We start from the raw sequence: 22294 nt of genomic DNA, 5'->3' as shown, positions 1-22294 counted from the left end.
GCGTAGCGAAACCGACCATCTCGCGACTGTTCGACATCTGCGCTGGCCTACTTTAGTCTATCCCCATTTCGAATCCGGGAATAATCGCCACACAGCGACGGGTTCGGTATAACATTCGCGCTCCCGCTGGGGTTGAACTGAACTGCATCGCAACCACGGGTTCCCAATGTCATGTGATTCCTGCTGGAGTCGAGTAGCTGTCGCGCGCCCCTCAAAATAAAACCTCGAACTAGCCGAACAGCCGCGCGCGCCACCGCACAGTCCAATACACTCTCGCATGACGTGGGAGCCACTCCAAAACCTATCAGGAGAGGATGAACAATCTTATTACCGGTATAGACGCCAAGTTCAAGACAGAACGCAGCACGACCCACAGATACACTCGCTACCACGGAGTACAATTTACATGGACCTTGACCCCACCTCCCTCGAAGGAAAAACCACACGGGAGGTACTTCACAAACTCATTGACTACGTCGTCAAATCCGACGAGGAGATGGATGAAAAGACGACACGAAGCGGGGATCAAACCGACCTCAACATCTACATCTGCGATAACGAAGGATACGAGATCGGTACTCTTGACGAATGGGTCACGCATCTCGCCGAAAGCGACCGCATCACTGGCCACGCCGCGAATTACGTCTCCAACCACACCTTCAACGAGGAAGTCGCTGACGACAATGTCTCTCTCGTCACTATCACAACACCGAGCAAAGGCCGAGAAGACGAGTTCGTCTTCGTCACGAACGACGGCTATCTTTGGATACTAACGACCATCCATTCCGATTGGCGAGAGAAAACAATCGAGAATTTTATCAAGTACCTTCCGTCCGTTGAACGTCTCTACCTATCGGCAGACCACTTAGAGGACCTCACAGAACGCATTCGCGATTCCCGTATCAGTGGATTCACTGCAAAATACCATGCTCCGAACAGGGAGCGAGACGCAACTCTCACATTCTCCGGTGCAGAACCTGGCGACCTCCAAAAAGCCGAAGACACCTTCGACGCGAAACCAACACGCATTGAATTCGACCAGAAGAATAGCCCTACCACAGCTATCCAAGGAGCGAATACAAACAAAGGCCGGCTGACAATGCGTTCAGTTCGCGACGGCTCAGAACCCAAAGCGGTCGATACTCTACTCGGTCTCACGGAAGGCTATCAAGAGCTGGATCGGCAGAGTTTCAGCGTCGAACACCCGCCAGTACACGACAATCTCGGCAACGGATTTACTGTCGATGGATTCACTGCCGTTGAACTCACCAACCCCGACCGTAATACCGCAGAAGACCTCGTCGGAGAAATCGAGGAGTCAGTGTTAAACGGAAATCAATACCGCTACGGTATCCGTGACGGTGGACGGAAAATCCGCGTGTTCGACACCGAATATGACGAAGTATTCGATGTCGCAATAGAGGAGCCAGATATCATTCTGTATGCTCGAGACAGCACAACCGCGCTAAGTCTCCGTAGCTTTGTTCGCCAAGTGTACGATGAACTCGACTCGACATACTCGCTAAGTAAATCGCAGAGCCCGGTGGCTATCCAATAGACATGGTAGGGGGAGAGCTGACGGAGGGGGAGCGCCAACGCCGCGAAGTCAATACTTACAACTTGTTTTACTCTGCAACGACGGCCCGTGCCGATCCGCCTCTTGCTTCCCATGGTGTGCGTATCCCTGTGATGTTCCCGGTCATCGAAGACCGGTCCGATGGTGTGCGTTCGGAGCCCGATTTCGTTTTATACGATAGTGAGACATGTGTACTCGCGGAAATCAAGAGTGGGAACAACATCAACGCTCATGACATCAAGCAGATGCGCAAGTGTGCTGATGTCGATATTGAGGCTGCTGAGGATGCGCTCAAGGCTGCGCAGGTTCGTGAGAAAACTGGATATGACGGTACGGTGTCTTCGGTTGAGCCGGTTATCGTCTACCAGGATCTTGACGAAGAATATATTGAGGAAGCGTGTGCGGAGTCTGATTCATTCCAAGATGTGTGGGACGAGCTCACGGAGTATGCGGTTGTGATGACACAGGATTATGGCGATGAGTTGCGTGTTCTCGGTGGCGAGTTCGTCGATAGTGGGAACCTTCAGTCGCTTCTTCGGAATGGTGTCGAACTGCCAGAGAATCCGCCAGACGAGATTATGCTCACAGAAGGGATGGAACATGAGGTCCTTGCCATCGCAATCTGCGATATCTGGGGTGAGCAAGCTGTTGACCATGATGATGGAGTAGAAGTGACTCGGACCCAGGTGCGTGACTACTTCGCACCACGACACAACGTCGATCTTAGCGATTTAGACTTCGTTTTCAAATTCTTAGTTGAGTTCGAAGCATGCGATCATGTTGAGAACCAGCACTACAGATTCAAACGTGAGCATATGAGCAATATCCTTAGTGTTGAGTCGCAAGTGATGGGTGAGTCTGTAGAGGACTACTTACACGGTCCAGATCAGTCATCACTTGATGACCATTTCGGGGATAATTCAAACAATTCAGATGGTTCAGGCGACTCTGATATCTCAGACGACCAGTAACTGCGGTACCGTTGCGAGTTGACGCCGCCCCGTGGTTCTCCGACAGGGCTTGTTGTTTCAGCTGTACTCTCCCAACCCTTATCCCTGCACCCTTTCTTTTTGACTTAATGGATGGCCCAAAAGAAATTGGAGATGTACTCTTAATCGAGGACAATCCCGGCGATGTTCGTCTCACGAAAGAGCTACTCGAGGAGGCGGGTATCCACAGTACCATCCATACCGTTACCGATGGCGGTGAAGCCCTAGACGTCCTCCAGCAGCAAAATGGCTACGAGGACGCACCCCGTCCCGACTTGATCCTCATAGATTGGCATCTCCCAAAAATGACCGTCGGAGAGATTTTGGCCGAGGCGCGGGAGGCCACCGATCTATCGGATATTCTAATAGTCGTGCTAACTGGTTCGGGAGCGAGGGTCGAGCGCATCGAAGAGGAGACAGCGGCGGCAGACGAGATCCTCACGAAACCGATCGACCCGAGCGAGTTCCCCGAAACCCTGGAATCCCTGTAGCGGCGGCTATTGTCCGTTTCCGTCTCTGATGGGTCCAGCCGTGATTTGGCAACTCAACTTTCGCCTGGCTCGAGGCCGTCCGCATCCAACTCCCCAGCCAGATACTGTTCGCCGGCGGCCGTAATCTCGTAGTATCCTCGTTTGACTCGGGTAACGACTCCGTATTCAACCAGTATCGAGAGCCGTCGGTTCACCTCGTCTCGAGACTTGTCGATATTGATCGCGATAACCGCGGGAGACAGGATCATCCCCGACGACTCGAGCGACTCGAGAATCCGGTCATCGATTGGCAACTGCATCCACGACCCGGGTTGTCGCACTCGCCTTGACACCTTGTCTACAGTCATTCGTGCTCCAATATATCAGATTTGAATAATGAATATGGGTGGATAACCACATTAATTCATGTGAACAATTATGGTGACACAGTCACGATAGAGTACATGCGGAAGTTCCGTGCCGCTCTGATCGACTAACAGAGTCGCACTGAGAAGCGGGCCGATGTCACTACCACCGGCCCGCGCGGCTTCCGTAACCCGCAGAAAGCCATGTCAGACGACGATTCGCGGGACCTTCAACATCCCGCTCGAGCAGACGCATCGCTCCCGAGTCACCTCGCGAGGAACGGCCGCAGCGCCTGGGTCGAACTCACCGCCTTCCAGCGCGACTGTCTCGAGGCCGTCGCCCGCCGCGAGCGCGACGACCGGCCGTGCGACGAACTGGGGATCATGTGCACGCTCGGGTGCACGTATCCCACCGTCACCCGCACCCGACTCGAGCCGAACCTACGAGTCCTCGTCGGGCGCGGCCTCCTCGACGACCGCGACAATTCCGACGGGGCGAGCGAGTATCGGCTCACCGACGCCGGGCGCGCGCTCCTCCTCCAGCGCGCCGAACGCGTCGCCGACAGCTGCGGGATCAGTGCGGCCCGCACCGGCGCGGACGAGGCGACCGCTCGAGGGAACGGGACCGAAGACGGATAACCGGGGCTCGAGCCAAGGCGTCCGAGCGGTCCGAGACGCCGGTTACAGCTTCTCGGCGTCCCGTGCCTGCTCGGAGCGCCGGTCGGCCTGCTCGAGTCGCTTCTCCGTCGCGTTCGAGAGCGACGGCGGAACGTCTCCCTTCGCCTCGGCGAGCCGGTTCTCCGCCCGCTCGAGGCGCTCGCGGACCACCTCCAGTTGCCTATCGGCGTTCCCGCGCTCACTCGAGCGCGCCCGCTCGGCGGCTCGCCGCGCGGATTCGACGACGGCCGCGAGGGACTGCTCGAGTCCCGTGACGGCGTTCGACGACCCGTTCTCCGCGTCATCGCCATCGCCGTCGGTCTCACTGTCGCCGACCGCCGCGACCGCCGCCCTGGTCTCCTCGGAGACGGCCGCCACGAACTCCGCGAGCGATTCCTTGCCGGTCTCGGGCCGCTCGATTTGAACCGGCGATTCGGCCGCGGGATCCGGGTTGACCCGATAGGCTCCGACGGCGTCGTCGCCGTCCCGAACCTCGGTCGTGTAGGCCCCGCCGCCGTGCACGTAGACGACGTCGGACCCGTCGACCGCCGACTCGTAGAGCCGCCCGGCGAAGTCGTCTTCGACGGCCACCGACGCGAGGTCGGTCGCTCCCGTTTCGTCGCCGAGTTCCAGCTTCGTTGCCCGGTCGCGGGCGACCAGCGGGATTTCGCCGTCGACGCCGGCCGCCGTCGCGGCTCCGTCATCTGAAACGGTGACGCGCTCGCTGTGTGGCGCTCGCCCCGCGCTGTTGACTGTCAGTCGATGGTCGCCGGCCGGAACGTCCTGCGCGACGGCGACGCCGCCGAACGTCGGGACCGCCTCGGGATCGCTCTCTAGCAGGACGACCGACTCGAGGTCGCTCTCGATCGTGGTCAGCCCTTCGTCGTCCGGCGCGTCGTCGGTCGTCACCGCTTCCGTGACGCGGCTGATGACGGTGTTGATCGGTGCCGCATCACCGATCGCGTCGTAGCGATCGGCGAGCGTCGTCCGATGGTTGGGAACGGAGATATCCGCCGCCGGATTCTCGTAGCGGGACTGGTCCCACGGCGTCCCGGTCGTCGTGATGTGTCCGGCGACGGCGTCCTCGAGGAAGTCGGGGACGCTGAACTCGAAGCTCAACTGCGGCCCGGTGAACGCCGTGATGTGCTCGAGTTCGCCGCTCGGAACGAGATCGTACTCGACGTCGGCGTCGGACGCCCGCTCGCGGTGCCGGAAGACGAGCCCCGTTTCCCGCGTCGGGAGGTCCGATGGTGGCGCTGTCAACGCGTCGAACGACCGGACGGTTAGCTCGTTGGGGATCAGTGACTCTCGGCTGACGGAGGGTAACCGCTCGTGGTCGTAGAGCGGTTCGCCCTCGTACTCCGGAACGAGATAGGGGAGCGTCGACCCCTCGTCTCGCGGCAGTCCGTACGCCAACGGGATGTCGGCGAGGTCCTCGACCCCTTCGATGGCCGTGTTCGTGATGTCCGCGAGCAGGTTCTCGACGGCGACCCGCTGGAAGCGGTCGGGAACATCGTTGACCGAGAGCGTACTCGAGTGCGAGCCGAGTTCGGAGAGGATACGGGGAACCGTCTCGGAATCCGGATCCAGAAATTCGTTATTGGGGACGTTCCGGGAGTGTGAACTGGCGACGTACAGCTGTGGCTCGTCGGTCTCCGTATCGACGAAGACGTGCATCACTTCCCAGTCGTGCCAGTGAAAGTTGGTCGTGAACTGATCGAAGACCGAGTAGAACCAGAACTGGACCACGGCGAGGGGCGATTCCTCGTACTCGACGGCCCGATAGAACACCGTCGGCTCGGGCGGACTTCCCTCGCGATACCGTTCGTGGTAGCCGTCGAGCGCGTCGAAGCCAGTGACGATGGTCTCCCCGTCGCGCTCGCTGGTGTACGACTGCGGATCCGTCGGAAACCACGGCTCGCGCGCGTCGAAGTACAGCGTCGGGGCGAACCGCGTCGCCAACGCTCGAGCCCTGTCGTCGTCCACCTGATTCGTCTGACCGTCGCTCTCCCGTTCGAACGCCGAACAGCCGGCGACGGCGGCCCCGCCGACGCCGGCGAGCGCGCCGAGTACCGCCCGCCGGTTCACGCCGTCCGTGGCGTCGCCGGTCACGATCCGTCACCGCTTATCGGGTACTCCGGTACCAATACGCGGACGATCACTCCCGTGCTGGTCATACCCCCCGATGCGGCTATCCGCTCAAGAAGCTTCTGTCCGCGCCGTCCGATCGTGATCTCCAGGCGACAGCTCTCACAGCCCGTCAGTAACGGTTCTTCACACCTGGCGTCTCACAGTCAAACGATGACGTCCCCGTGCGTTTCCCTGCAGTGTTCGTCCGGAGTGTGTGACGAGAGCGTCCACCGGCCGATGGAGGCTCACCGCTCGAGCAGACGCATACTTCCAAATCACCTCAGACGGAACGGCCGACGCGCCCGGATCGAACTCACCCTCTTCCAGCGTGACTGTCTCGAGGCCGTTGCCCGCCGCGAGCTCGACGACCCGTACCGACTCACGGACGCCGGGTGCGCGCTCCACCTCCAGCGCGCCGAACGCGTCGCCGACAGCTGCGGGATCGGCGCGGGCCACGCCGGCGCGGACGGGGCGACCGCTCGCGGGGACGGATAATTGGGTCTCGCCGCTCACTCGAGGCGGCCTGTCCAATCGTACGCTCCGGTACCGGCCGACCCGTGCCGACCGTTCGAGGCTACGGCGGCTGGAAGCCGCCCGGATCGGTCGTCTCGTTTTCCGCCGGCGTCACTCGCGGGACCGCACCGGGGTCGGTCGTCCACGTCGCCGAGGTGTTGTTGTACGTGATCGTCACCTCGGGAGTCTCGGTCGCCTCGATGGTCCCGACCACCCACCCCGAGATCGTCGCGTCCGGAGCGATGCCGGGTCGCGTCTTCGCAGCGGGGTAGGTCTCGAGGTCGCGACCGCCCGCGCGGAGCTCGTAGTTCCCGTTGTCGACCGCCATTCCCAGCTCCGTGCCCACGGACGGGAAGTAGCCGGCGTCGCCGGAGCCGACGACCATGATGTCGTTGACGCCGGTCGTCGTGACGACGTCGTCGCCCTCCTCGAGCACGTCGTAGTTGGACGGATTGAGCGTGGGCCCCTCCCGGACCGATCCGGCCGTATTGTGGGCCCGCACCAGGAACAGCGCGTGCACCGATCCCGCCGCGGGAGCGACCGCCTCGCTGTCGTCGACGGTCGTCCCGACGAGCGTGATCCGCTCGGTCCGCATCGCGCTCACGACGGTGATGTCGACGTCGCCGTAGCCGACCGTCTCGCCGAGCGACTGCGCGCCCTTCGACCGCGATAGCAACGGTGTCGAACAGCCCGCGCCAAGTACCGCGCCGGCGACCGTCACGAACGTCCGTCTCCGCATTAGTATCGGACACTAGCGTGTAGAATACTATATATCTTCTCGAAACCGGGTCGCCGACGTCCCGTCGGCCCGACGACTCGAGGACCGCTGCGGTGGCCCCAGTCCGGTGCCGACAGCGTGGGATCCTCTCCCTCGAGCGACGCCGATCGCAGCGTTCTCGCCGGCTCGCCGATCGCAACGAATCGGCCCATCCGGTTCGATGAACCGGCGCGAACCTCCCGTCCGAATCGTCCGCGGGCCTCACTCGAGCCGAACCTCAATCAGCGATAACTCGTCGGACGGCACGGCCTCGTCGAACGCCGACTCGATCTCGTCCCAGCCCTCGGGCCGGTAGGCCTCGAGCCCGAAGCTCTCGGCGAACGTCACCAAGTCGGGGTTGGTCAGCTCGGTACCGGTGTGCTCGCCCCGATGATCCTCTTGCTTCTCGGAGATCAGCCCGTAATCGTCGTCGTTGAAGACCACGGTCGTGAAACTGCAGTCCAGCCGACTCGCGGTCTCGAGCTCCGCCGCGTTCATCAGGAAGCCGCCGTCACCCGTGCCCGCGACCACGTTCCCCTCGACAGCCAGATCAGCCGCGAGCGCGCCCGGGACGGCGATCCCCATGCTGGCCAGCCCGTTCGAGATCACGCAGGTGTTGGGCTCGTAGGTCGGGAACGACTGCGCGATCGCCATCTTGTGGCTGCCCACGTCCGAGACGAGCACGTCCGAGTCGGCCATCGCCTCGCGCAGGAGGGGCAGGGCGTTCCGCACCGTCACCGGATCGTCGTCGGCCGGCGGCTCCGTCACCGCCTCGAGCAGCCGCTCGTGCAGATCGCCACACCACAGCGAACAGGCCCCGTCCGACAGTTGCTCGTCGATGGCCTCGAGCGCCGCGCCCACGTCGGCGACGATCTCCACGTCCGGGTTGTAATGGCGGTAGACCTCCGCGGGCTCGTAGTCGACGTGGACGATGGTCTTCTCGAGATCCGGGTTCCACCCCTGGGGGTCGTGCTCGGCGATGTCGTAGCCGACCGCGACGACGCAGTCCGCGCGCTCGATCGCCCGCGCGGCCTCGCTCTCGGGTCCCGAATCGAGCGTCATCAGCGAGGCCGACTCGCGGTCCGAGATCGCTCCCTTCCCCATGTACGTCTCGACGACCGGAATCCCGATGCGGTCGACGATGGCGCGGATGTGCTCCGACGCGCGCGTTCGGACCGCGCCGTTGCCCGCCAGCAGGATCGGTCGTTCGGCCTCGGTGATCAGCCGCGCCGCCCGTGCGGCCGACTCGTCGTCCGGGTCCGGTCGCCGAACCGGATCGCGCGTCTCGATCGGCTCGCTGTCGACCGCCGACGCGGCGACGTCCTCGGGGAACTCGAGGTGGGTCGCGCCCGGCTTCTCGTACTCGGCGAGTTTGAACGCCTTGCGCACCGACTCCGGTGCGATCTCCGGCTCGGCGATCTGGGTGTTCCACGCGACGATCGGCTCGAAGACGTCGACCACGTCCAGCGCCTGATGGCTCTCCTTGTGGAGTCGCTTGCGGCCGCCCTGGCCGGTGATCGCGACGACCGGGCTCTTGTCCAGTTGGGCGTCGGCGACGCCCGTCATGAGGTTCGTGGCGCCGGGGCCGAGCGTCGAGCAGCAGACGCCCGCTTCGCCGGTCAGCCGGCCGTGGACGTCGGCCATGAACGCCGCGCCCTGTTCGTGGCGCGTCGGGACGAACCGGATCGGTGACTCCCGAAGCGAGAACAGCAGGTCCTCGATTTCCTCGCCCGGGACGCCGAAGACGCGCTCGACGCCCTCGGACTCGAGACAATCGACCAGCAGATCCGCGGTGGTAGCCATGGATGTCTCCTCTACACCGCTGGCATTAATGATCACCCCTGCTGGGTCCGGAAGCTGGTCTCGAGCCGGACGCGGCGGTCTCGGTTCCCCCGACGTTCCCGCAGCGGCGTTCGAACCACCGTCCGATCCGACGAACGAGCGATCGTGATCCGTGACTGGCGGTCTGCGTTTCGAACGGACGGGAGCGGTTAGTTCGTGACGGAAAGCGATCTAGGTCCGTCGATCTTGCCGGCGAGCCAGCCACCGACGAACCCGCTGAATCCACCGACGAGCCCGAAATAGACGATATACAGTCCGACAACGAGTGCTGTAGAGAACCCTGCGAGAACGGACGTACTGAGACCGAACGAGTACTCGGGAATAAGCGTTAGAAATCGAAACCCGCCCCATGACAGCGCGAGTCCACCGATCAACCCCGCTCGCCAACCGGCGCGACGACTCGATATCGGCCGCTCGGCAACGAGGTATCCAGCTATCACGCCTGCGGAAAGCACGGGCGCGAGAACGTAGTCCCCGATTGAAAGCCGTTGAAAGAGGAGCGTGACCGGGATCGATCCGAGTCCGACAGCAATCGGATAGAGCCACGAGGGTTCGGCGATTGGTTTCCCTTGCTCCATACTAGATTCTATCCACATTCGAATATAAAACCCTCCATACTGTGCTACTGAACGCCTCTCACTGTCTTCCGTAGAAATCCCTCTCATCCCCGTCGAACCGGGCTGACCGGCGCTCGAGACGGATGCGAGAATCGGCTCAGACGCCGGACAGGATCCAGCGCTGCGTCGGATGGCCGTTGGCGGACCACTGCTGGACGTTCGCGCCGTCCGCCGTCGAAGCGTTCGCTACCTCGAGGCGCTTCCCGCTGTTGACGTTGCTGAGTTCGTACTCGCCGTTACCCAGCTCTCGAACCGTCCAGCGCTGCGTGGGATGGCCGTTGGCGGGCCACTGCTGGACGTTGGCACCGTCGGCCGTCGAGGCGTTCGCCACTTCGAGGAGCTTCCCGCTGTTGACGTTGCTGAGCTCGTACTCGCCGTTGCCCCGGTCCTGTACGTCCCAGTGTTGTGTCGGGTGGCCGTTGGCGGGCCATTGTTGAACGTTGGCACCGTCCGCCGTCGAAGCGTTCGCCGCTTCGAGGACCGTGCCGCTGTTGACGTTCTCGAGGACGTATCGGCCGTCAGCCACGCCGCCGGACGCTCCGTCGTCCGGCGGTTCCTCGCCCGTCAGCACGTTTCCGCGCGTCTCCGTGCTCGAGGCGGAGACCTCGAGATCGGTGACGGTGCCGGCGTTCCTGAGGTCGTTGTTCAGGATGGCGTTGTTGGCCGTACCGGGGCCGGTCTCGCGGATCCCGTAGGGCTGCTGTGGCGTCGCTCGATCGTCGACCACGCGCAGGTTCTGGACCGTCACGTTCTCCGCGGCCGGGTGGGAGCCGCCATCGCGCGAGTCGATGCGGACCCCCTCGCTGTTGCTGTTACGGATGATGCCGCCGTTGATGGCGGCGTTCTGGCAGTCCTGAAGCAGGATCCCCTGGCTGGTGGTGCCCTCGATGTCGACGTGTTCGACGGTGAAACCGCTGCTGCCGGAGACGCCGAAGACGCCGCGGGCACCGCCGCGGACGATGACCTCCCGGACGGTGACGTTCTGGCCGCCGCCGTTTGCGACCCGGAACCCGGCGTACCCGCCCCCGGGGTCGGGGTTCGTCGCGTCGACCGTCCCCACGGTCGCGTCGGTCGTATCGTTCAAGAGCAGGCCGCAGCCACCGGTGTCGGCGGTCGTTACGGTGCCGATGCCGACCCCGTCGACGCCGTAGGTTTCGATCGCGTGGTGGGCACAGCCCTCGATGGTTGCCGAATTCAGCGAGACGTTCCGCGAACGGTCGCCGTCGTCGTCGTCGATTCGGACGCCGAGACCGATGCTGCTGGTTTCGTAAAGCGCCATCTCGACGTTCCCCAGCGTCACGTCTGCACAGCTCTGGACCCAGATTCCGTATCGCGGATTTCCGTTTACCGTGATGTTCGGGATCTCGATCGACTCGACGCTCCGGGCGCGAATCGGAACGACGAGGTCGTCGCCAGTGTCCTCGACGGTGATCGGTCCGCGAACGTCGAGCGTCGTGTAACTGGGTAGGTCAACCGCATGGACCTCGCTCGTTGGGCCGACCGTCCCGCCGTTTTCGACCACGACCGTCTCCTTCGTCGTTCGGCCCGGCGTGAGCCCGTCGACGGCGGCCTGAATCGCGTCGAGCATGTCGCCGCCCGCGTAAACGCCCGAGCCGTGAGCGTCGGCGTACCACGTCCCGCCCGACGACCAGACCGCCGCGTCGTGGCTGCTTGCGTTGACAGGTGCGCCGAGTCCGGCGACAGCACCCGCACCGAGTGCCGTCAGAGCGGCTCGTCGGGTCCAGTCAGTTGTCTTCGATTCGTCGCGTTCGTCCGTCGCGGGTACCGCATCTGGCTGTGACACGATCGAACGAAGTCGATGCGCCCACCTATCGTTTCATCCTCATTTGTGATGCAATCTAAACCCCATCGGACGGCGGTCCAGTTCGAGCGACCATCACGCGGCGCTCGTCGGATCGACGGCACGCTCGCGTGCCGGCACCCGTACTAGCGGCGTCAGAGGACCCGGTCCGGCCGAATTCGCAGGATGACACGCTCCGATTCGATCGGCGTCTGATACTCGTCGTTGTCCGTGTACCGCCGCGCGAGCTCGTCGATGTGTTCTCGAGCGCCCTCGGTCGTAATCTCGTCGACCTCGCCGATCACCGAGAGAAACCGGTAGGGGTCGTCGGGATCAGTCATGCTGACGCCGACCGCGGAATTGCGTTCCGCGTTCCGCGCCTTCTGGCGGTGGCGTTCGGTGTTAACCAGCAACCGGTTGTCGTCCGCGTCGTAGTCGATCCAGACCGGCGTGACGTGGGGGAGGCCCTCCTCGGTCAGCGTCGCGACGTGGGCGAACGTTTCCGTCTCGAACAGGTCGTGGAACTCTTCGGGTATCGGAGCCATGGGTGTCGTTCACCGGCCCTCGGTTTGGATGTGTCGCCTACACTGATCGCGAGCGAGCGAACACCTCGTCTGCCGGAATCGATCCCGTGAAGTCGAAAGTTAGCACGTGCCACGGGATGTCAATCCCCACGCAGCTGACGGCTGACGGCTTATGGATATTGACAGTGTCCTCACCTGTATGACCGATCAGCAGCGATCGACTCGCCGACGAGTACTGCAACTAACGGGTGTCGCGGCGTCGACTGCGCTCGTCGCTGGCTGTGGCGGCCCCGGTGGCGACGACAACGACACGGGTAACGGAGACGACGAGACCGAAACCGAAGAGGGGACCGGAAACGGGCAGGACACCGAAGACGAACCGGTCGGCGAGAACGAGACCGAAAACGAAACCAACGAGACTGGAAACATGACTAACGAGACCGGAAATATGACCAACGAGACCAACGAGACCGGAAACGATAGCGAGAACAACAGCAGCATTTTCGACTGACTTGCCTCTCGTCACCGTCCGACGACGGCTGCGCGTTCCCGTCGTGATGGCGTAACCGTTACCGGGTCTCGCCCCCTTCCTCGAGTGATGACCGACGGACTCGAGGCGGACGTCGAGGAGATGGACGAAATCGCCGAGCGGCGGGACGAACTGGCGGCTCGCGTTCGCACACACGCCGGCGAGATCGCGCGCGAACTCGCCGTCTTCCAGGGCGGTGACTACGGGCAGGAGACGTTCAACACCGACGGCGGGAGCTGGACGCTCAAGTACGAGGCCGGCGACGTCCAGTACCTCAGATTCGACCCGAAATCGGGGTCGGAAATCTACGTCGTCTCGAGCAAGCAGCCGCCCGAACCCGAGGCCCTCGAGACGGCGATGGCCGACTACGGGGCGTTCGTCGCGGCCTACAACGAGTACGTCCGCTCGTTCGAGGGGATTCTCGCGGATGTCTCCGACGAATTCCCGGAGGCCGAATCGACGGCAGAACTGGTCGCCGAGCGGGACCGAATCGTCGAGCGCATCCGCGACGTCTGCAACGCGATGGCGAGTCAGCTCCACCGCTACGACGGCGAGTACGGTACCTACGCGACGACGATTTCGGGTACCCGATGGGAACTGAAGTGGGAAGAAGACCTCGCCTCGTATCTGCGGGTCGGCGGCTCCGACGGCGTCTACCTCCTCTCGCAGTACGGCCCGCCGGCGGCACCGGAAGTCCGCCGACTGGCCGGCGACGTTCCCGCGTTCGTCGCCGACTTCAACGAGCACGTCGCCGACCTCGAGGCGGATCTCGCGCAGGTCAGCTTCGGTGACGATTAGCCGTTCGTCGACCGGACGGTTCGGTTCATCTGTGGATACCCGACGACTCGAGTCGATCTCGTTCGACGGCTCCGGCGCCGGTCGATCGTAACCGCCAGTCAATTGCCACTGCCAATCGATCGCCACCGCGAGCCGGCTCGCGTAGCGGTTCGGGAGCGGTACACAGTCGACCCAACCGCTCTATATGACACCTAGCAGTCGTTTTGTACCGGTCGCGCCTACGTGACGGTGGCGATGACGCTCGCCTGGACTACTATGGATGGCTCTGCCGACGGGATCGACGACGGAACTGCCCACGAGGACGCTGCTCCCACCGACGAGGCCGATGCGGTACTGTTCGACGCCGTCGTCGTCCGATACGAATCCGGCGACGATCGCTGTACGCTCGTCCCATGCGACGGCACCACGACGGAGAAACTGAACGCCTGGCTGACCGCGGATCTCGAGGCGGTCGTCGATCTCGACGACGCCCGGTGACGGCGGTCGCGTGCGTTCGCAAACCGGCTCCCAACGCAAGCCGATCCCACCGCGAAGCGAGGCGCTACCGGTGAAACCCTCTCGAGAGGAGGCCGCCCGGAGTTACACGTCGACGTACTGGTCGACCCACTCCTGGCGACGCTGGAGCGCGCGTCGGCCCTTCGGCGTCAGCGCGTAGTAGTTCGTCCGCCGGTCGAGTTCGCCCTTCTCGACGAGTTCCTTCTCGACGAGCGTGTCGAGGTTCGGATACAGTCGACCGTGTGTGACGGGCTGGTCGATGTAGTTATTGATGTCGTCGAGAATCTCCTGCCCGGACGGCCGGTCTTTCCCTGCGATCACGTACAACAGGTCGCGCTGGAAGCCAGTTAGCTGATCCATGGATCACCCTCTGAGTGAGGACGTTCACCGCTCTGTGGCTTTGTTATAGAGCGGATACGGCGTCGCTCGAGCCGGAATGCGACCCGTAGGACCGCTATCGACCGAGCACGCTCGGTGCCAATAGTCCACCGTCGACCGCGCGTGACGCCGTAGCCGTGACGCCGCGTTTTTGACGTTCACCGCCGTATCGGCCGCTATGCCAACCGATCCACTGGCCTGGGACACTCGCGATCGTCGAGTAGCCTACTCCTGTCCGGGGTTCGATATCGTTAACGAATCCGTTCGACTCCCCGACGGCACGGAATCCGAGTTCGACTACCTTTCGGACGCCCCGAGCGTCTGCGTCCTACCGTTCACGCCCGACGGCGACGTCGTCTGCATCGAGGAGTGGCGACAGGCCGTCTCGCGAATCAGCCGCGGACTTCCCGTCGGCGGAGTCGAGCCCGATGACGACGATCTCGAGGCCGCGGCTCGGAGAGAACTCGCCGAGGAGACCGGGTACGAGGCCACGGAACTCGAGGCGCTGGTGACCGTCGAGCCGGCCAACGGGATCGCAGACTCCGTGCTACACTTCTTCGTCGCCGACGGCTGCCGACCGACCGCCGAGCAGCGACTCGACCACAACGAGAGCATTCGTCCGATGGAACTCCCCCTCGAGGAACTGACCGACGCCGTGGTCACCGGCGAGATCCGCGACGGTCGGACGGTGCTCGCCGTCTCGTATTATCGACTCATCAATCCGGATCGCGGTATCGACTGATCGATCCGGATCGCGGCTCGACCCGAAACGAACTGATCGCGTTGGAACGCGGCACTCGACCGGCTCGAGCCGGTCACGCCGCTCGGTTCCTCACGGCGTTTGGTTCGGTGCGTCGGCCTCGATCGTCACCCCGTTGTGTTCGTCTCGTTGTCGGTCTCGTTCGTAGTCGCGTTCGTTTCATTCCCGGTCGCGTTCGTTTCGGTTGCCGTTTCGTTCGCCGCACCATCGGCCGGTTGTCCGAGCGCTCCCTCGAGGCCCTGTATTTCGCCGAGGGTGAGGGTATCGACGGAGCTGTTCTCGACCGTCATCGCTCCCGCGGAAACCGACGAGACGGTTTCACCTGCCGCCGTTTCGTTGCCGCCCGCCGCCGTTTCGTTCGCGGTCACATTGTCACCCGTTTCGTTCGCGGTTTCGTTTTCGGTCGTCTCGTTCGCAGTCGCGTTTTCGCTCGTCGCGTTGTCCGCCTGCTGACTCTCGAGGGAGCCGACGGTCATGGATTCGAACGTGATCTCGCCGACGTCGAACTGCTCGATGGTCAGCGACTCGATCTCCTGGACGCTCTCGTTCCCGTCGGTTGCGGTCTGATTCTCGCCGTCACCGTCACCGCCGTCATCGTCACCGCCGAACAGGTCCCCGATGGCGTCGGAGATGCCGGAGAGGATTCCACCGCCATCGCCGCCTTCGCTGACGGTCAGGTCATCGATCGTCAACTGGTCGGCGTTCATGGACTCGATCGTCATGTTCTGTACTATCACGGTGCTGGCGTCCTCGTCGATCACTTGCTGGAGTCCCGTCGACGATTCGTTTCCGGTCTCGTTGCCCGTTGCGGACTCGTTTCCGGTCTCGGTGGCGGCCATGCCCTCGTTCCCACCGCCGAGTTCGTCGAGGCTGACGTTCTCGAGCGCCAGCGATTCGAAGGCAACGTTCGAGAGTATCACCTCGCCGGACTGGTTCCCCACAGATTGGTTTTCGGTAGACTGGTTCTCGCCGGTCTCGTTCAGTTGTTGCTCGAGTTCGGCTTCGCCGCCCTGCACGTCTAGCTGCTGGACGGTCAGTTCCTCGATTGTCGCGTTCTGGACCGTCACGTTCTCGAGTTCCAGCGTGCCGACCTGTACGTTCTGCAGTGTCGCGCTCGGTTCGCTCATGTCTTCGGCGTCGTCGGTCGCGGCTGTTGTCGTTGCGCCGACGAGGGCGGGACCCCCCGAGAGCATCACCAACAGCGCGACGAACGCGACACCGATCGTTTGCGGTCGTGAAACCATACGAACCGAGAGACGACGGTTTCCGGGCTAAAACTGGCAGACTGTTACGAGATTAGATCGAAGAAAACGGCCGTTGTGACCGGCCGCACGTCCCGTCCCGACTTTCTGTCCGGGTCCCCTGCGATTCCGGTACTCTGCCGGCTTCCTAGCAGTTGATTACCTGCCATTTCGCGTCGAAACCGTCGATTGGTGGCCCGAAAGATCACTGCGCTCTCGAGTCGTCGACGCCGCTCGCGCTGCCACGCGCGTGCGGGTCGTCGCGCGATCGCGGACACGTCACTGCTCAAGTCGTAGTTCCCGCGTCTCGACCGCGTCGCAAGCCGGACAGACGAACTGATAGCGGACCCGTCCGCCCGAAGTGGTCACGCGCCAGCCACCGTCGGTATCGACGTAGCCACACGCCGGACACCGGAGCTCTGATTCGTCGAACTTCTCCCGGAGTTGCTCGAACGGCGAACGGTATACTGACATGTGTTACCCTACACCGTGGCAGACTATAACATTCTAGCCCCTCGGCGAATCGCGTTCAGAGACGGACGGCCGAGAGCAGCGTTTATCGATCCGAATCACCGGTTCGTCAAGCACGACGTGATCCGGAACCGCGTCAACTGCCGTCTGTAGATCACACTCGAGACCCACTCGTGGACCGTTTTTCGACTGCAATCGACACCGAACGGTTCGAGTTCTCGAACGGTATCCGAACGCGATGATGCAGCGAGAGGGAGCCGATACCGAACGCCAGCAGCCGACGCGGTGTCCGCTCTCACTCCACGAAACGCGAGCGGATCCAGTTGTGACAACCGCTGGGGCGGTCGAGTGATGACAGACCGAACCAGAAAGTCACCCCGTCTCACTTTGGCGGTCTCGTGAACCAGTACTCCTGTGGAAAGCGAAATACGCACCCTTATTTCGACTCGAAGGAGAGATGTTCACATGCCTCGAGAGTACGATCGATCCGAGATTCCGTCAGTGTACAACTTACGAGACATCGATCCGTATCGCGAGGAACCGGGACTGAGTCAGGTGATCTTCCGCGGCATCGATCAGATGATCGGGTTTACGCGGATCGATCCCGAGAAACCCGACAGTGAGCCCCACACGCACCCGTACGAACAGACGAATATGCTCGTCGACGGCGAGCGAATCGAACTCGAGCCCTACGATACGCTGACGATCCCACCCGAGATTCCACACACTTCGCGAACGGTCGACGGAGAGACTGCGACGCTGCTGGCCTTCTGGCCGCTCCGAGAGGATCGACTCGAGGGAACGGCCTATCAGCGGGAGTTCCCCGACCTGTAGTCACTGCAGCGAGCGATCGAGACGGCCATCGGTACCCCGTTCGAACGGGGGAGTTCTACGGACCGGGCCGCCAGCCTGCTGTCCACTCGTTCGATCACAACGATTCTTAGTCGTCACCACGTAGAGGAGACTATGGATGATGTCGACGCGAAGCACGGTCGAACCGTCGGCGACGCCGCCGGAGCGGCGCGTGCGCTCGAGCGCGTGGTCGATCCGGTCGTGGCGGTCGCCGACGGCACGATTACGTACGCGAACGCCGCCGCCCGCGACGCCTTCGGGCTCGGCGACGCCGACCGCGACGCGGCGACCGCACTCGGCACCCGCTGGGATCGGCTCGCGGCGGCGATCGACGAGACGGCGGTCGGGACCGCCAGACGGATCGATCTCGAGGGCGACGATGACGGTGTACGAATCCACCGGGATGCCGACGGCGCGACGATCACGTTCGATCGCAGTGTGGTCGGCCCCCAGACGGATGCCGACGAGACGGACGGCTCGCTGACGGACGCGAGCGACCGACTGATGAAAGACCGCGCGATCGAGGAGGCGCCCGTCGGGATCACCATCTCCGATCCCGACCGCGAGGACAATCCGCTGGTCTATGTCAACGAGGCCTATCAAGAGATTACCGGCTACGAGTTCGACGAGGTCGTTGGTCGGAACTGTCGATTCCTGCAGGGTCCGGAGTCGGACGAGGACACAATCGCCGAGATGGCGGCTGCGATCGACGAGGCGCGGCCGGTCACCGTCGAACTGCAGAACTATCGAAAGGACGGCACCGAGTTCTGGAACGAGGTGACGATCGCCCCCCTCCGAGACGAGAGCGGCCGCGTGACCAACTACGTCGGCTTCCAGAACGACGTCACTGCACGCAAGGAAGCGGAACTCGCGCTCGAGGAGCGGACCGCGGAACTCGAGTACATCCTCGATCGCGTCGAGGGACTGATTCAGGACGTCACCGACGTCGTCGCCGGTTCGACCAACCGCTCGGCGCTCGAGTCCGAGGTCTGTGACAGAATCGCGGCCGAAGACGCCTACGAGGGGGCCTGGATCGGCGAACGCAATCCCGCGACCGGTGCGATCAACGTTCGCTCGAGCGCCGAGACCGATCCCGAGCGTGGCGGGATCGAGACGGACGGCGACCATCCCGCTGCTGCGGCGCTCGCGACGGGCGAGCCGGCAGTCGGCACCGTCGAGGGGGCGACTCACGCCGCGTTCCCGCTGACGTACAACGGGATCGAGTACGGTGTCCTGACGATTCGAACGAATCGGGATCGAGCCATCGACGACCGCGAAACGGTGATCCTCTCCGCGCTCGCCCGCGCGGTTGCCAGTGGGGTCAACGCCCGCGAAACCAGCCGAGTGCTCGCGACCGACGCCGTCGTCGCCGTTGAACTCGACTTGACGGATCGAGTCCTCGCACCCGTCGCCCTCTCAGCCGAGGCCGACTGTCGGCTCGAGTACCGCCGGTCGGTCCACCGGACCGACGACGAGACGGCCTCACTGTTTACCGTCACCGGCGCGAGCGCGGACGAACTCACCGCAGCCGGCGCTGAGTTGCCGGACGTCGATTGCCGAGTCATCGTCGAACGAGACGAGGAGTGTCTGATCGAACTGACCGGTTCGGACGACCTCGTCGGCTGGCTTTCCGAACGCGGTGCCCGCACCCAGGCGATCGAAAGCGAGGACGGGCGAGCGCGCGTCACCCTCGAGATCCCCCGGTCTGCGAACGTCCGGTCGGTCGTCGAAGCCGTCGAGGATCGCTACGCGGGAACCGACGTCGTCTCGTTCCAGCAGCGCGACCGCGACGGCGAGACCCGCGAGGAGTTCGCCGCCGGACTCGAGGCGGCGCTGACCGATCGCCAGTTCGGCGCGTTACAGCGGGCCTACCTCGGCGGCTACTTCGAGTGGCCCCGACCGACGACGGGCGAGGAACTCGCCCAGACGATGGGCGTCTCGCGGCCGACCTTCCACGAGCACCTGCGGACGGCCGAGGCGAAACTCTGCCGAGCGTTCTTTGGCGATGCATAGTGCCGATCCCGTGACAGTCGCGCCTCGAGACCTGTAGTTCCGGCTTAGCCTCGAGAACGGCCGTGGACGGTCGCCGACGTTTATGTGGTCAGTCGTGGGAGTCGGTGGTATGCTCGCGCTCGCAACGCCGCTCCAGACCGGTGGTGGGTTCCTGTACTGGGCGATCATCTTCTTCGTCCTCGCGATCGTCGCCGCCGCGGTCGGTGCCCGCGGCGTCGCCGGGATCTCGATGGAGATCGCGCGGATCTTCGTGCTGATCTTCATCATTCTCGCGGTGGTCGCACTCCTGTTGTGATCGTCGACGCCGACCGGCGGTTGGACGGCCACGCGCTCGCAGTGAGTCGCTGCCCGGTCGGCCCGCTATGAAACACCAGACGTGAATGTCGACGGTTACAGGTCCGCAATATTTGACAGATTGTGCAGGTAAGATATCCGAATTAATCGCGCTTCCCTCCTGCGGTTATCCGAGCGATTCTACTCCGGCGACGAAACCGAAACCGGTTTCGTGCGGATGAGAATCACTAACACTCTGGGCGTCGTAGATAAGGGTGAGCACTTACCATGACTGAACTCGGCGGATTCCAAGACAGGGTCGCCCGCATCGATCTCTCGGACGGGGATGTCGCGTACGAGTCGATCGACGACGAGGACGCGGAGAAGTATATCGGTGCGCGGGGACTCGGGGTAAAGTACGTCTTCGACCAGGGGCCGGACGTCGAGCCGATGGGCCCCGAGAACCTGCTCGCGTTCATGAACGGGCCGCTGTCGGGCACGCAGGTCACGATGAGCGGTCGGATCGCCGTCTGTACGAAGTCGCCGCTGACCGGCACCGTCACCGACAGCCACCACGGCGGCTGGTCGGGTGCCCGGCTCAAGTGGGCCGGTTTCGACGGCCTGCTGTTCGAGGGCGAGGCCGACGAGCCGGTGTACGCCGTCGTCGAGGACGGCGAGGTCGAACTGCGGGACGCCTCCCACCTCTGGGGGGAAGGGTTCCACGACACGCGCGACGCGATCGAGGAGGAGGTCGAGGGCTCCTACGGCAAGAACCTCAGCATCATGGGGATCGGTCCCGGCGGCGAGAACGGCGTCAAGTACGCCTCCATCATGAACGAGGACGACCGGGCCTCGGGCCGGGGCGGCACGGGCTGCGTGATGGGGGCGAAGAATCTCAAGGCCGTCGTCGTCAAGTCCACGACGAAGATGCCCAAGCCGGCCGATCCGGAGACCTTCAAGGAAGGTCACCAGCAGGCGATGCAGGCGATTCAGGAATCGGAAGTCACCGCACCAAACGAGGGTGGACTTTCGATGTACGGGACGAACGTCCTGATGAACATCGGTGAGGAGATGGACGGCCTTCCGACGAAAAACGGGCGCTACACCTCGACCAAAGCCATGCGCGACGCGGAGGATGTCGACATCGACGCCGAGCGCGTCTCCGGCGAGAACGTCCGCGAGAACATCCTCGTCGACGAGCCGACCTGCCACTCCTGTCCGGTCGCCTGCAAGAAGGAAGTCGAGGTGACGACGATGCACAAGGGCGAGGAGATGAACGTCCGCACTGAGTCCTACGAGTACGAGTCGGCGTACGCACTCGGGCCGAACTCCGGCCACACCGACCGCGACGCCGTCGCGCTGATGATCGACCGCTGTAACGACATGGGCGTCGACACCATCGACGCGGGTAACATGATGGCGATGGCCATGGAGATGTCCGAGGAGGGCAAACTCGAGGAAGGCAATCTCGAGTGGGGCGACTACGAGACGATGATCGACATGATCGAGCGGATCGCTCACCGCGAGGACGACCTCGCGGACCTGCTCGCGGAGGGACCGCGCCGGGTCGCAGAGGCAAAAGACGCCGAGGAGAACTCCCTCGCCGTCAAGGGCCAGACCATCGCGGCCTACGACCCGCGCTGTCTGAAGGGGATGGGCATCGGCTACGCCACCTCGAATCGCGGGGCCTGCCACCTGCGAGGGTACACCCCCGCTGCCGAAATTCTGGGCGTCCCAGAGAAGGTCGACCCCTACGAGTACGAAGGCAAGGGCGAACTCACCGCCCAGTTCCAGGATCTCCACGCCATCAGCGACTCCTTCGACATCTGCAAGTTCAACGCCTTCGCCGAGGGAATCGAGGAGTACGTCCTGCAGTACAACGGGATGACCGGTCGCGACGTCACCGAAGACGAACTGCTCGAGGCCGGCGAACGCGTCTACACCCTCGAACGATACTACAACAACCTCAACGGTTTCGACGCGGCGGACGACTCGCTGCCCGCGCGCTTCCTCGAGGACGGCATCCGCGGACAGGGCGCGAGCGAGGGCGAGTACTGCGAACTCGACGAGATGAAAGAAGAGTACTACGACTACCGCGGCTGGGTCGACGGCGTCGTCCCCGACGAGAAACTCGACGAACTCGGGATCGATCTCGGGCCGGGCACCGGCGTCAGCGGCGACACCGGTGCAGCGGTCTCGAGCGACGACTGATCGCGGACCCGTTTTTCACGGTCGTCTCCGTA

23 protein-coding genes are annotated in these 22294 nt (G+C 63.3%); 13 read left to right on the top strand and 10 right to left on the bottom strand.

Features of this window, described 5'->3' with window-relative positions; genetic code table 11:
* Positions 1–406: 406 nt before the first annotated feature.
* The 3 genes from CP556_RS03955 to CP556_RS03945 all read left to right on the top strand — a co-directional run bounded on the left by CP556_RS03955 (position 407) and on the right by CP556_RS03945 (position 3056).
* The gene (locus CP556_RS03955; RefSeq protein ID WP_098724441.1) at positions 407–1558 is read left to right on the top strand and encodes a hypothetical protein; all 1152 of its coding nucleotides are present in this window, start codon (positions 407–409) and stop codon (positions 1556–1558) included.
* Positions 1559–1560: 2 nt separating this feature from the next.
* Entirely contained in the window at positions 1561–2547 is a 987-nt protein-coding gene (locus tag CP556_RS03950) for a hypothetical protein (RefSeq protein WP_098724440.1), read from the top strand.
* A gap of 107 nt (positions 2548–2654) precedes the next feature.
* A complete protein-coding gene (locus tag CP556_RS03945; protein WP_098724439.1) occupies positions 2655–3056 on the top strand; it encodes a response regulator in 402 nt (133 codons plus the stop codon).
* Positions 3057–3109: 53 nt separating this feature from the next.
* Here CP556_RS03945 and CP556_RS03940 read toward each other — a convergent pair whose 3' ends face one another.
* The gene (locus CP556_RS03940; protein WP_098724438.1) at positions 3110–3355 is read right to left on the bottom strand and encodes a helix-turn-helix domain-containing protein; all 246 of its coding nucleotides are present in this window, start codon (positions 3353–3355) and stop codon (positions 3110–3112) included.
* A gap of 249 nt (positions 3356–3604) precedes the next feature.
* Between CP556_RS03940 and CP556_RS03935 the strand changes: the two genes are divergently transcribed.
* Positions 3605–4039 (top strand): PadR family transcriptional regulator, encoded by a 435-nt coding sequence (locus tag CP556_RS03935; protein ID WP_176548113.1) that lies wholly within the window; start codon positions 3605–3607, stop codon positions 4037–4039.
* Between the two features lie 42 nt (positions 4040–4081).
* Here CP556_RS03935 and CP556_RS03930 read toward each other — a convergent pair whose 3' ends face one another.
* Positions 4082–6169, bottom strand: a complete 2088-nt coding sequence (locus CP556_RS03930) for a hypothetical protein (RefSeq protein WP_098724437.1) — start codon at positions 6167–6169, stop codon at positions 4082–4084.
* A gap of 189 nt (positions 6170–6358) precedes the next feature.
* On the opposite strand from CP556_RS03930, the gene CP556_RS03925 reads away from it, so the two are divergent.
* Positions 6359–6682 (top strand): hypothetical protein, encoded by a 324-nt coding sequence (locus CP556_RS03925; protein ID WP_141551627.1) that lies wholly within the window; start codon positions 6359–6361, stop codon positions 6680–6682.
* A gap of 79 nt (positions 6683–6761) precedes the next feature.
* On the opposite strand, the gene CP556_RS03920 is transcribed toward CP556_RS03925, so the two are convergent.
* The 5 genes from CP556_RS03920 to CP556_RS03895 form a co-directional block, all read right to left on the bottom strand.
* A complete protein-coding gene (locus CP556_RS03920; RefSeq protein ID WP_098724435.1) occupies positions 6762–7439 on the bottom strand; it encodes a hypothetical protein in 678 nt (225 codons plus the stop codon).
* A 240-nt stretch (positions 7440–7679) separates the two neighbouring features.
* The gene (locus CP556_RS03910) at positions 7680–9260 is read right to left on the bottom strand and encodes an acetolactate synthase large subunit (protein WP_098724433.1); all 1581 of its coding nucleotides are present in this window, start codon (positions 9258–9260) and stop codon (positions 7680–7682) included.
* Positions 9261–9448: 188 nt separating this feature from the next.
* Positions 9449–9877: a DUF5518 domain-containing protein gene (locus CP556_RS03905; protein ID WP_098724432.1), complete on the bottom strand. Its 429-nt coding sequence runs from the start codon at positions 9875–9877 to the stop codon at positions 9449–9451.
* Positions 9878–10013: 136 nt separating this feature from the next.
* On the bottom strand, positions 10014–11720 hold the full coding sequence (locus CP556_RS26540; protein ID WP_255291400.1) for an RICIN domain-containing protein: 1707 nt from the start codon (positions 11718–11720) through the stop codon (positions 10014–10016).
* A gap of 152 nt (positions 11721–11872) precedes the next feature.
* The gene (locus tag CP556_RS03895; protein ID WP_098724431.1) at positions 11873–12262 is read right to left on the bottom strand and encodes a pyridoxamine 5'-phosphate oxidase family protein; all 390 of its coding nucleotides are present in this window, start codon (positions 12260–12262) and stop codon (positions 11873–11875) included.
* 178 nt (positions 12263–12440) lie between these two features.
* Between CP556_RS03895 and CP556_RS03890 the strand changes: the two genes are divergently transcribed.
* The 3 genes from CP556_RS03890 (at position 12441) to CP556_RS03880 (ending at position 14045) form a co-directional block, all read left to right on the top strand.
* Positions 12441–12752 (top strand): hypothetical protein, encoded by a 312-nt coding sequence (locus CP556_RS03890; protein WP_098727274.1) that lies wholly within the window; start codon positions 12441–12443, stop codon positions 12750–12752.
* Between the two features lie 87 nt (positions 12753–12839).
* The gene (locus CP556_RS03885; RefSeq protein WP_098724430.1) at positions 12840–13568 is read left to right on the top strand and encodes a profilin-fold protein; all 729 of its coding nucleotides are present in this window, start codon (positions 12840–12842) and stop codon (positions 13566–13568) included.
* 228 nt (positions 13569–13796) lie between these two features.
* Positions 13797–14045 (top strand): DUF7511 domain-containing protein, encoded by a 249-nt coding sequence (locus tag CP556_RS03880; protein ID WP_098724429.1) that lies wholly within the window; start codon positions 13797–13799, stop codon positions 14043–14045.
* A 102-nt stretch (positions 14046–14147) separates the two neighbouring features.
* Here the strand turns inward: CP556_RS03880 and CP556_RS03875 are convergent, their stop codons facing one another.
* Positions 14148–14423 (bottom strand): PadR family transcriptional regulator, encoded by a 276-nt coding sequence (locus tag CP556_RS03875; protein WP_098724428.1) that lies wholly within the window; start codon positions 14421–14423, stop codon positions 14148–14150.
* A gap of 196 nt (positions 14424–14619) precedes the next feature.
* Between CP556_RS03875 and CP556_RS03870 the strand changes: the two genes are divergently transcribed.
* Positions 14620–15183: an NUDIX hydrolase gene (locus CP556_RS03870; protein WP_098724427.1), complete on the top strand. Its 564-nt coding sequence runs from the start codon at positions 14620–14622 to the stop codon at positions 15181–15183.
* Positions 15184–15308: 125 nt separating this feature from the next.
* Here CP556_RS03870 and CP556_RS03865 read toward each other — a convergent pair whose 3' ends face one another.
* Positions 15309–16445 (bottom strand): hypothetical protein, encoded by a 1137-nt coding sequence (locus CP556_RS03865; protein ID WP_098724426.1) that lies wholly within the window; start codon positions 16443–16445, stop codon positions 15309–15311.
* A 276-nt stretch (positions 16446–16721) separates the two neighbouring features.
* Positions 16722–16916 carry an HVO_0649 family zinc finger protein gene (locus tag CP556_RS03860; protein WP_098724425.1) on the bottom strand — a complete coding sequence of 65 codons (195 nt, stop codon included), beginning with the start codon at positions 16914–16916 and terminating at the stop codon, positions 16722–16724.
* 462 nt (positions 16917–17378) lie between these two features.
* Between CP556_RS03860 and CP556_RS03855 the strand changes: the two genes are divergently transcribed.
* The 4 genes from CP556_RS03855 to CP556_RS03840 all read left to right on the top strand — a co-directional run bounded on the left by CP556_RS03855 (position 17379) and on the right by CP556_RS03840 (position 22262).
* Complete coding sequence (locus CP556_RS03855; protein ID WP_098724424.1) at positions 17379–17747, top strand: cupin domain-containing protein; 369 nt, start codon at positions 17379–17381, stop codon at positions 17745–17747.
* A gap of 132 nt (positions 17748–17879) precedes the next feature.
* The gene (locus CP556_RS03850; protein ID WP_098724423.1) at positions 17880–19778 is read left to right on the top strand and encodes a bacterio-opsin activator domain-containing protein; all 1899 of its coding nucleotides are present in this window, start codon (positions 17880–17882) and stop codon (positions 19776–19778) included.
* A 109-nt stretch (positions 19779–19887) separates the two neighbouring features.
* Positions 19888–20073 (top strand): DUF1328 family protein, encoded by a 186-nt coding sequence (locus tag CP556_RS03845; protein WP_098724422.1) that lies wholly within the window; start codon positions 19888–19890, stop codon positions 20071–20073.
* A 266-nt stretch (positions 20074–20339) separates the two neighbouring features.
* Positions 20340–22262 carry an aldehyde ferredoxin oxidoreductase family protein gene (locus CP556_RS03840; RefSeq protein WP_098724421.1) on the top strand — a complete coding sequence of 641 codons (1923 nt, stop codon included), beginning with the start codon at positions 20340–20342 and terminating at the stop codon, positions 22260–22262.
* Positions 22263–22294: the final 32 nt, after the last annotated feature.

Source organism: Natrinema sp. CBA1119, assembly GCF_002572525.1.
In the GTDB taxonomy this organism is placed as follows: Archaea; Halobacteriota; Halobacteria; order Halobacteriales; family Natrialbaceae; genus Natrinema.
The sequence above is the reverse complement of the archived record's forward strand: the minus strand, read 5'-3'. Positions and strand labels throughout refer to the sequence as shown.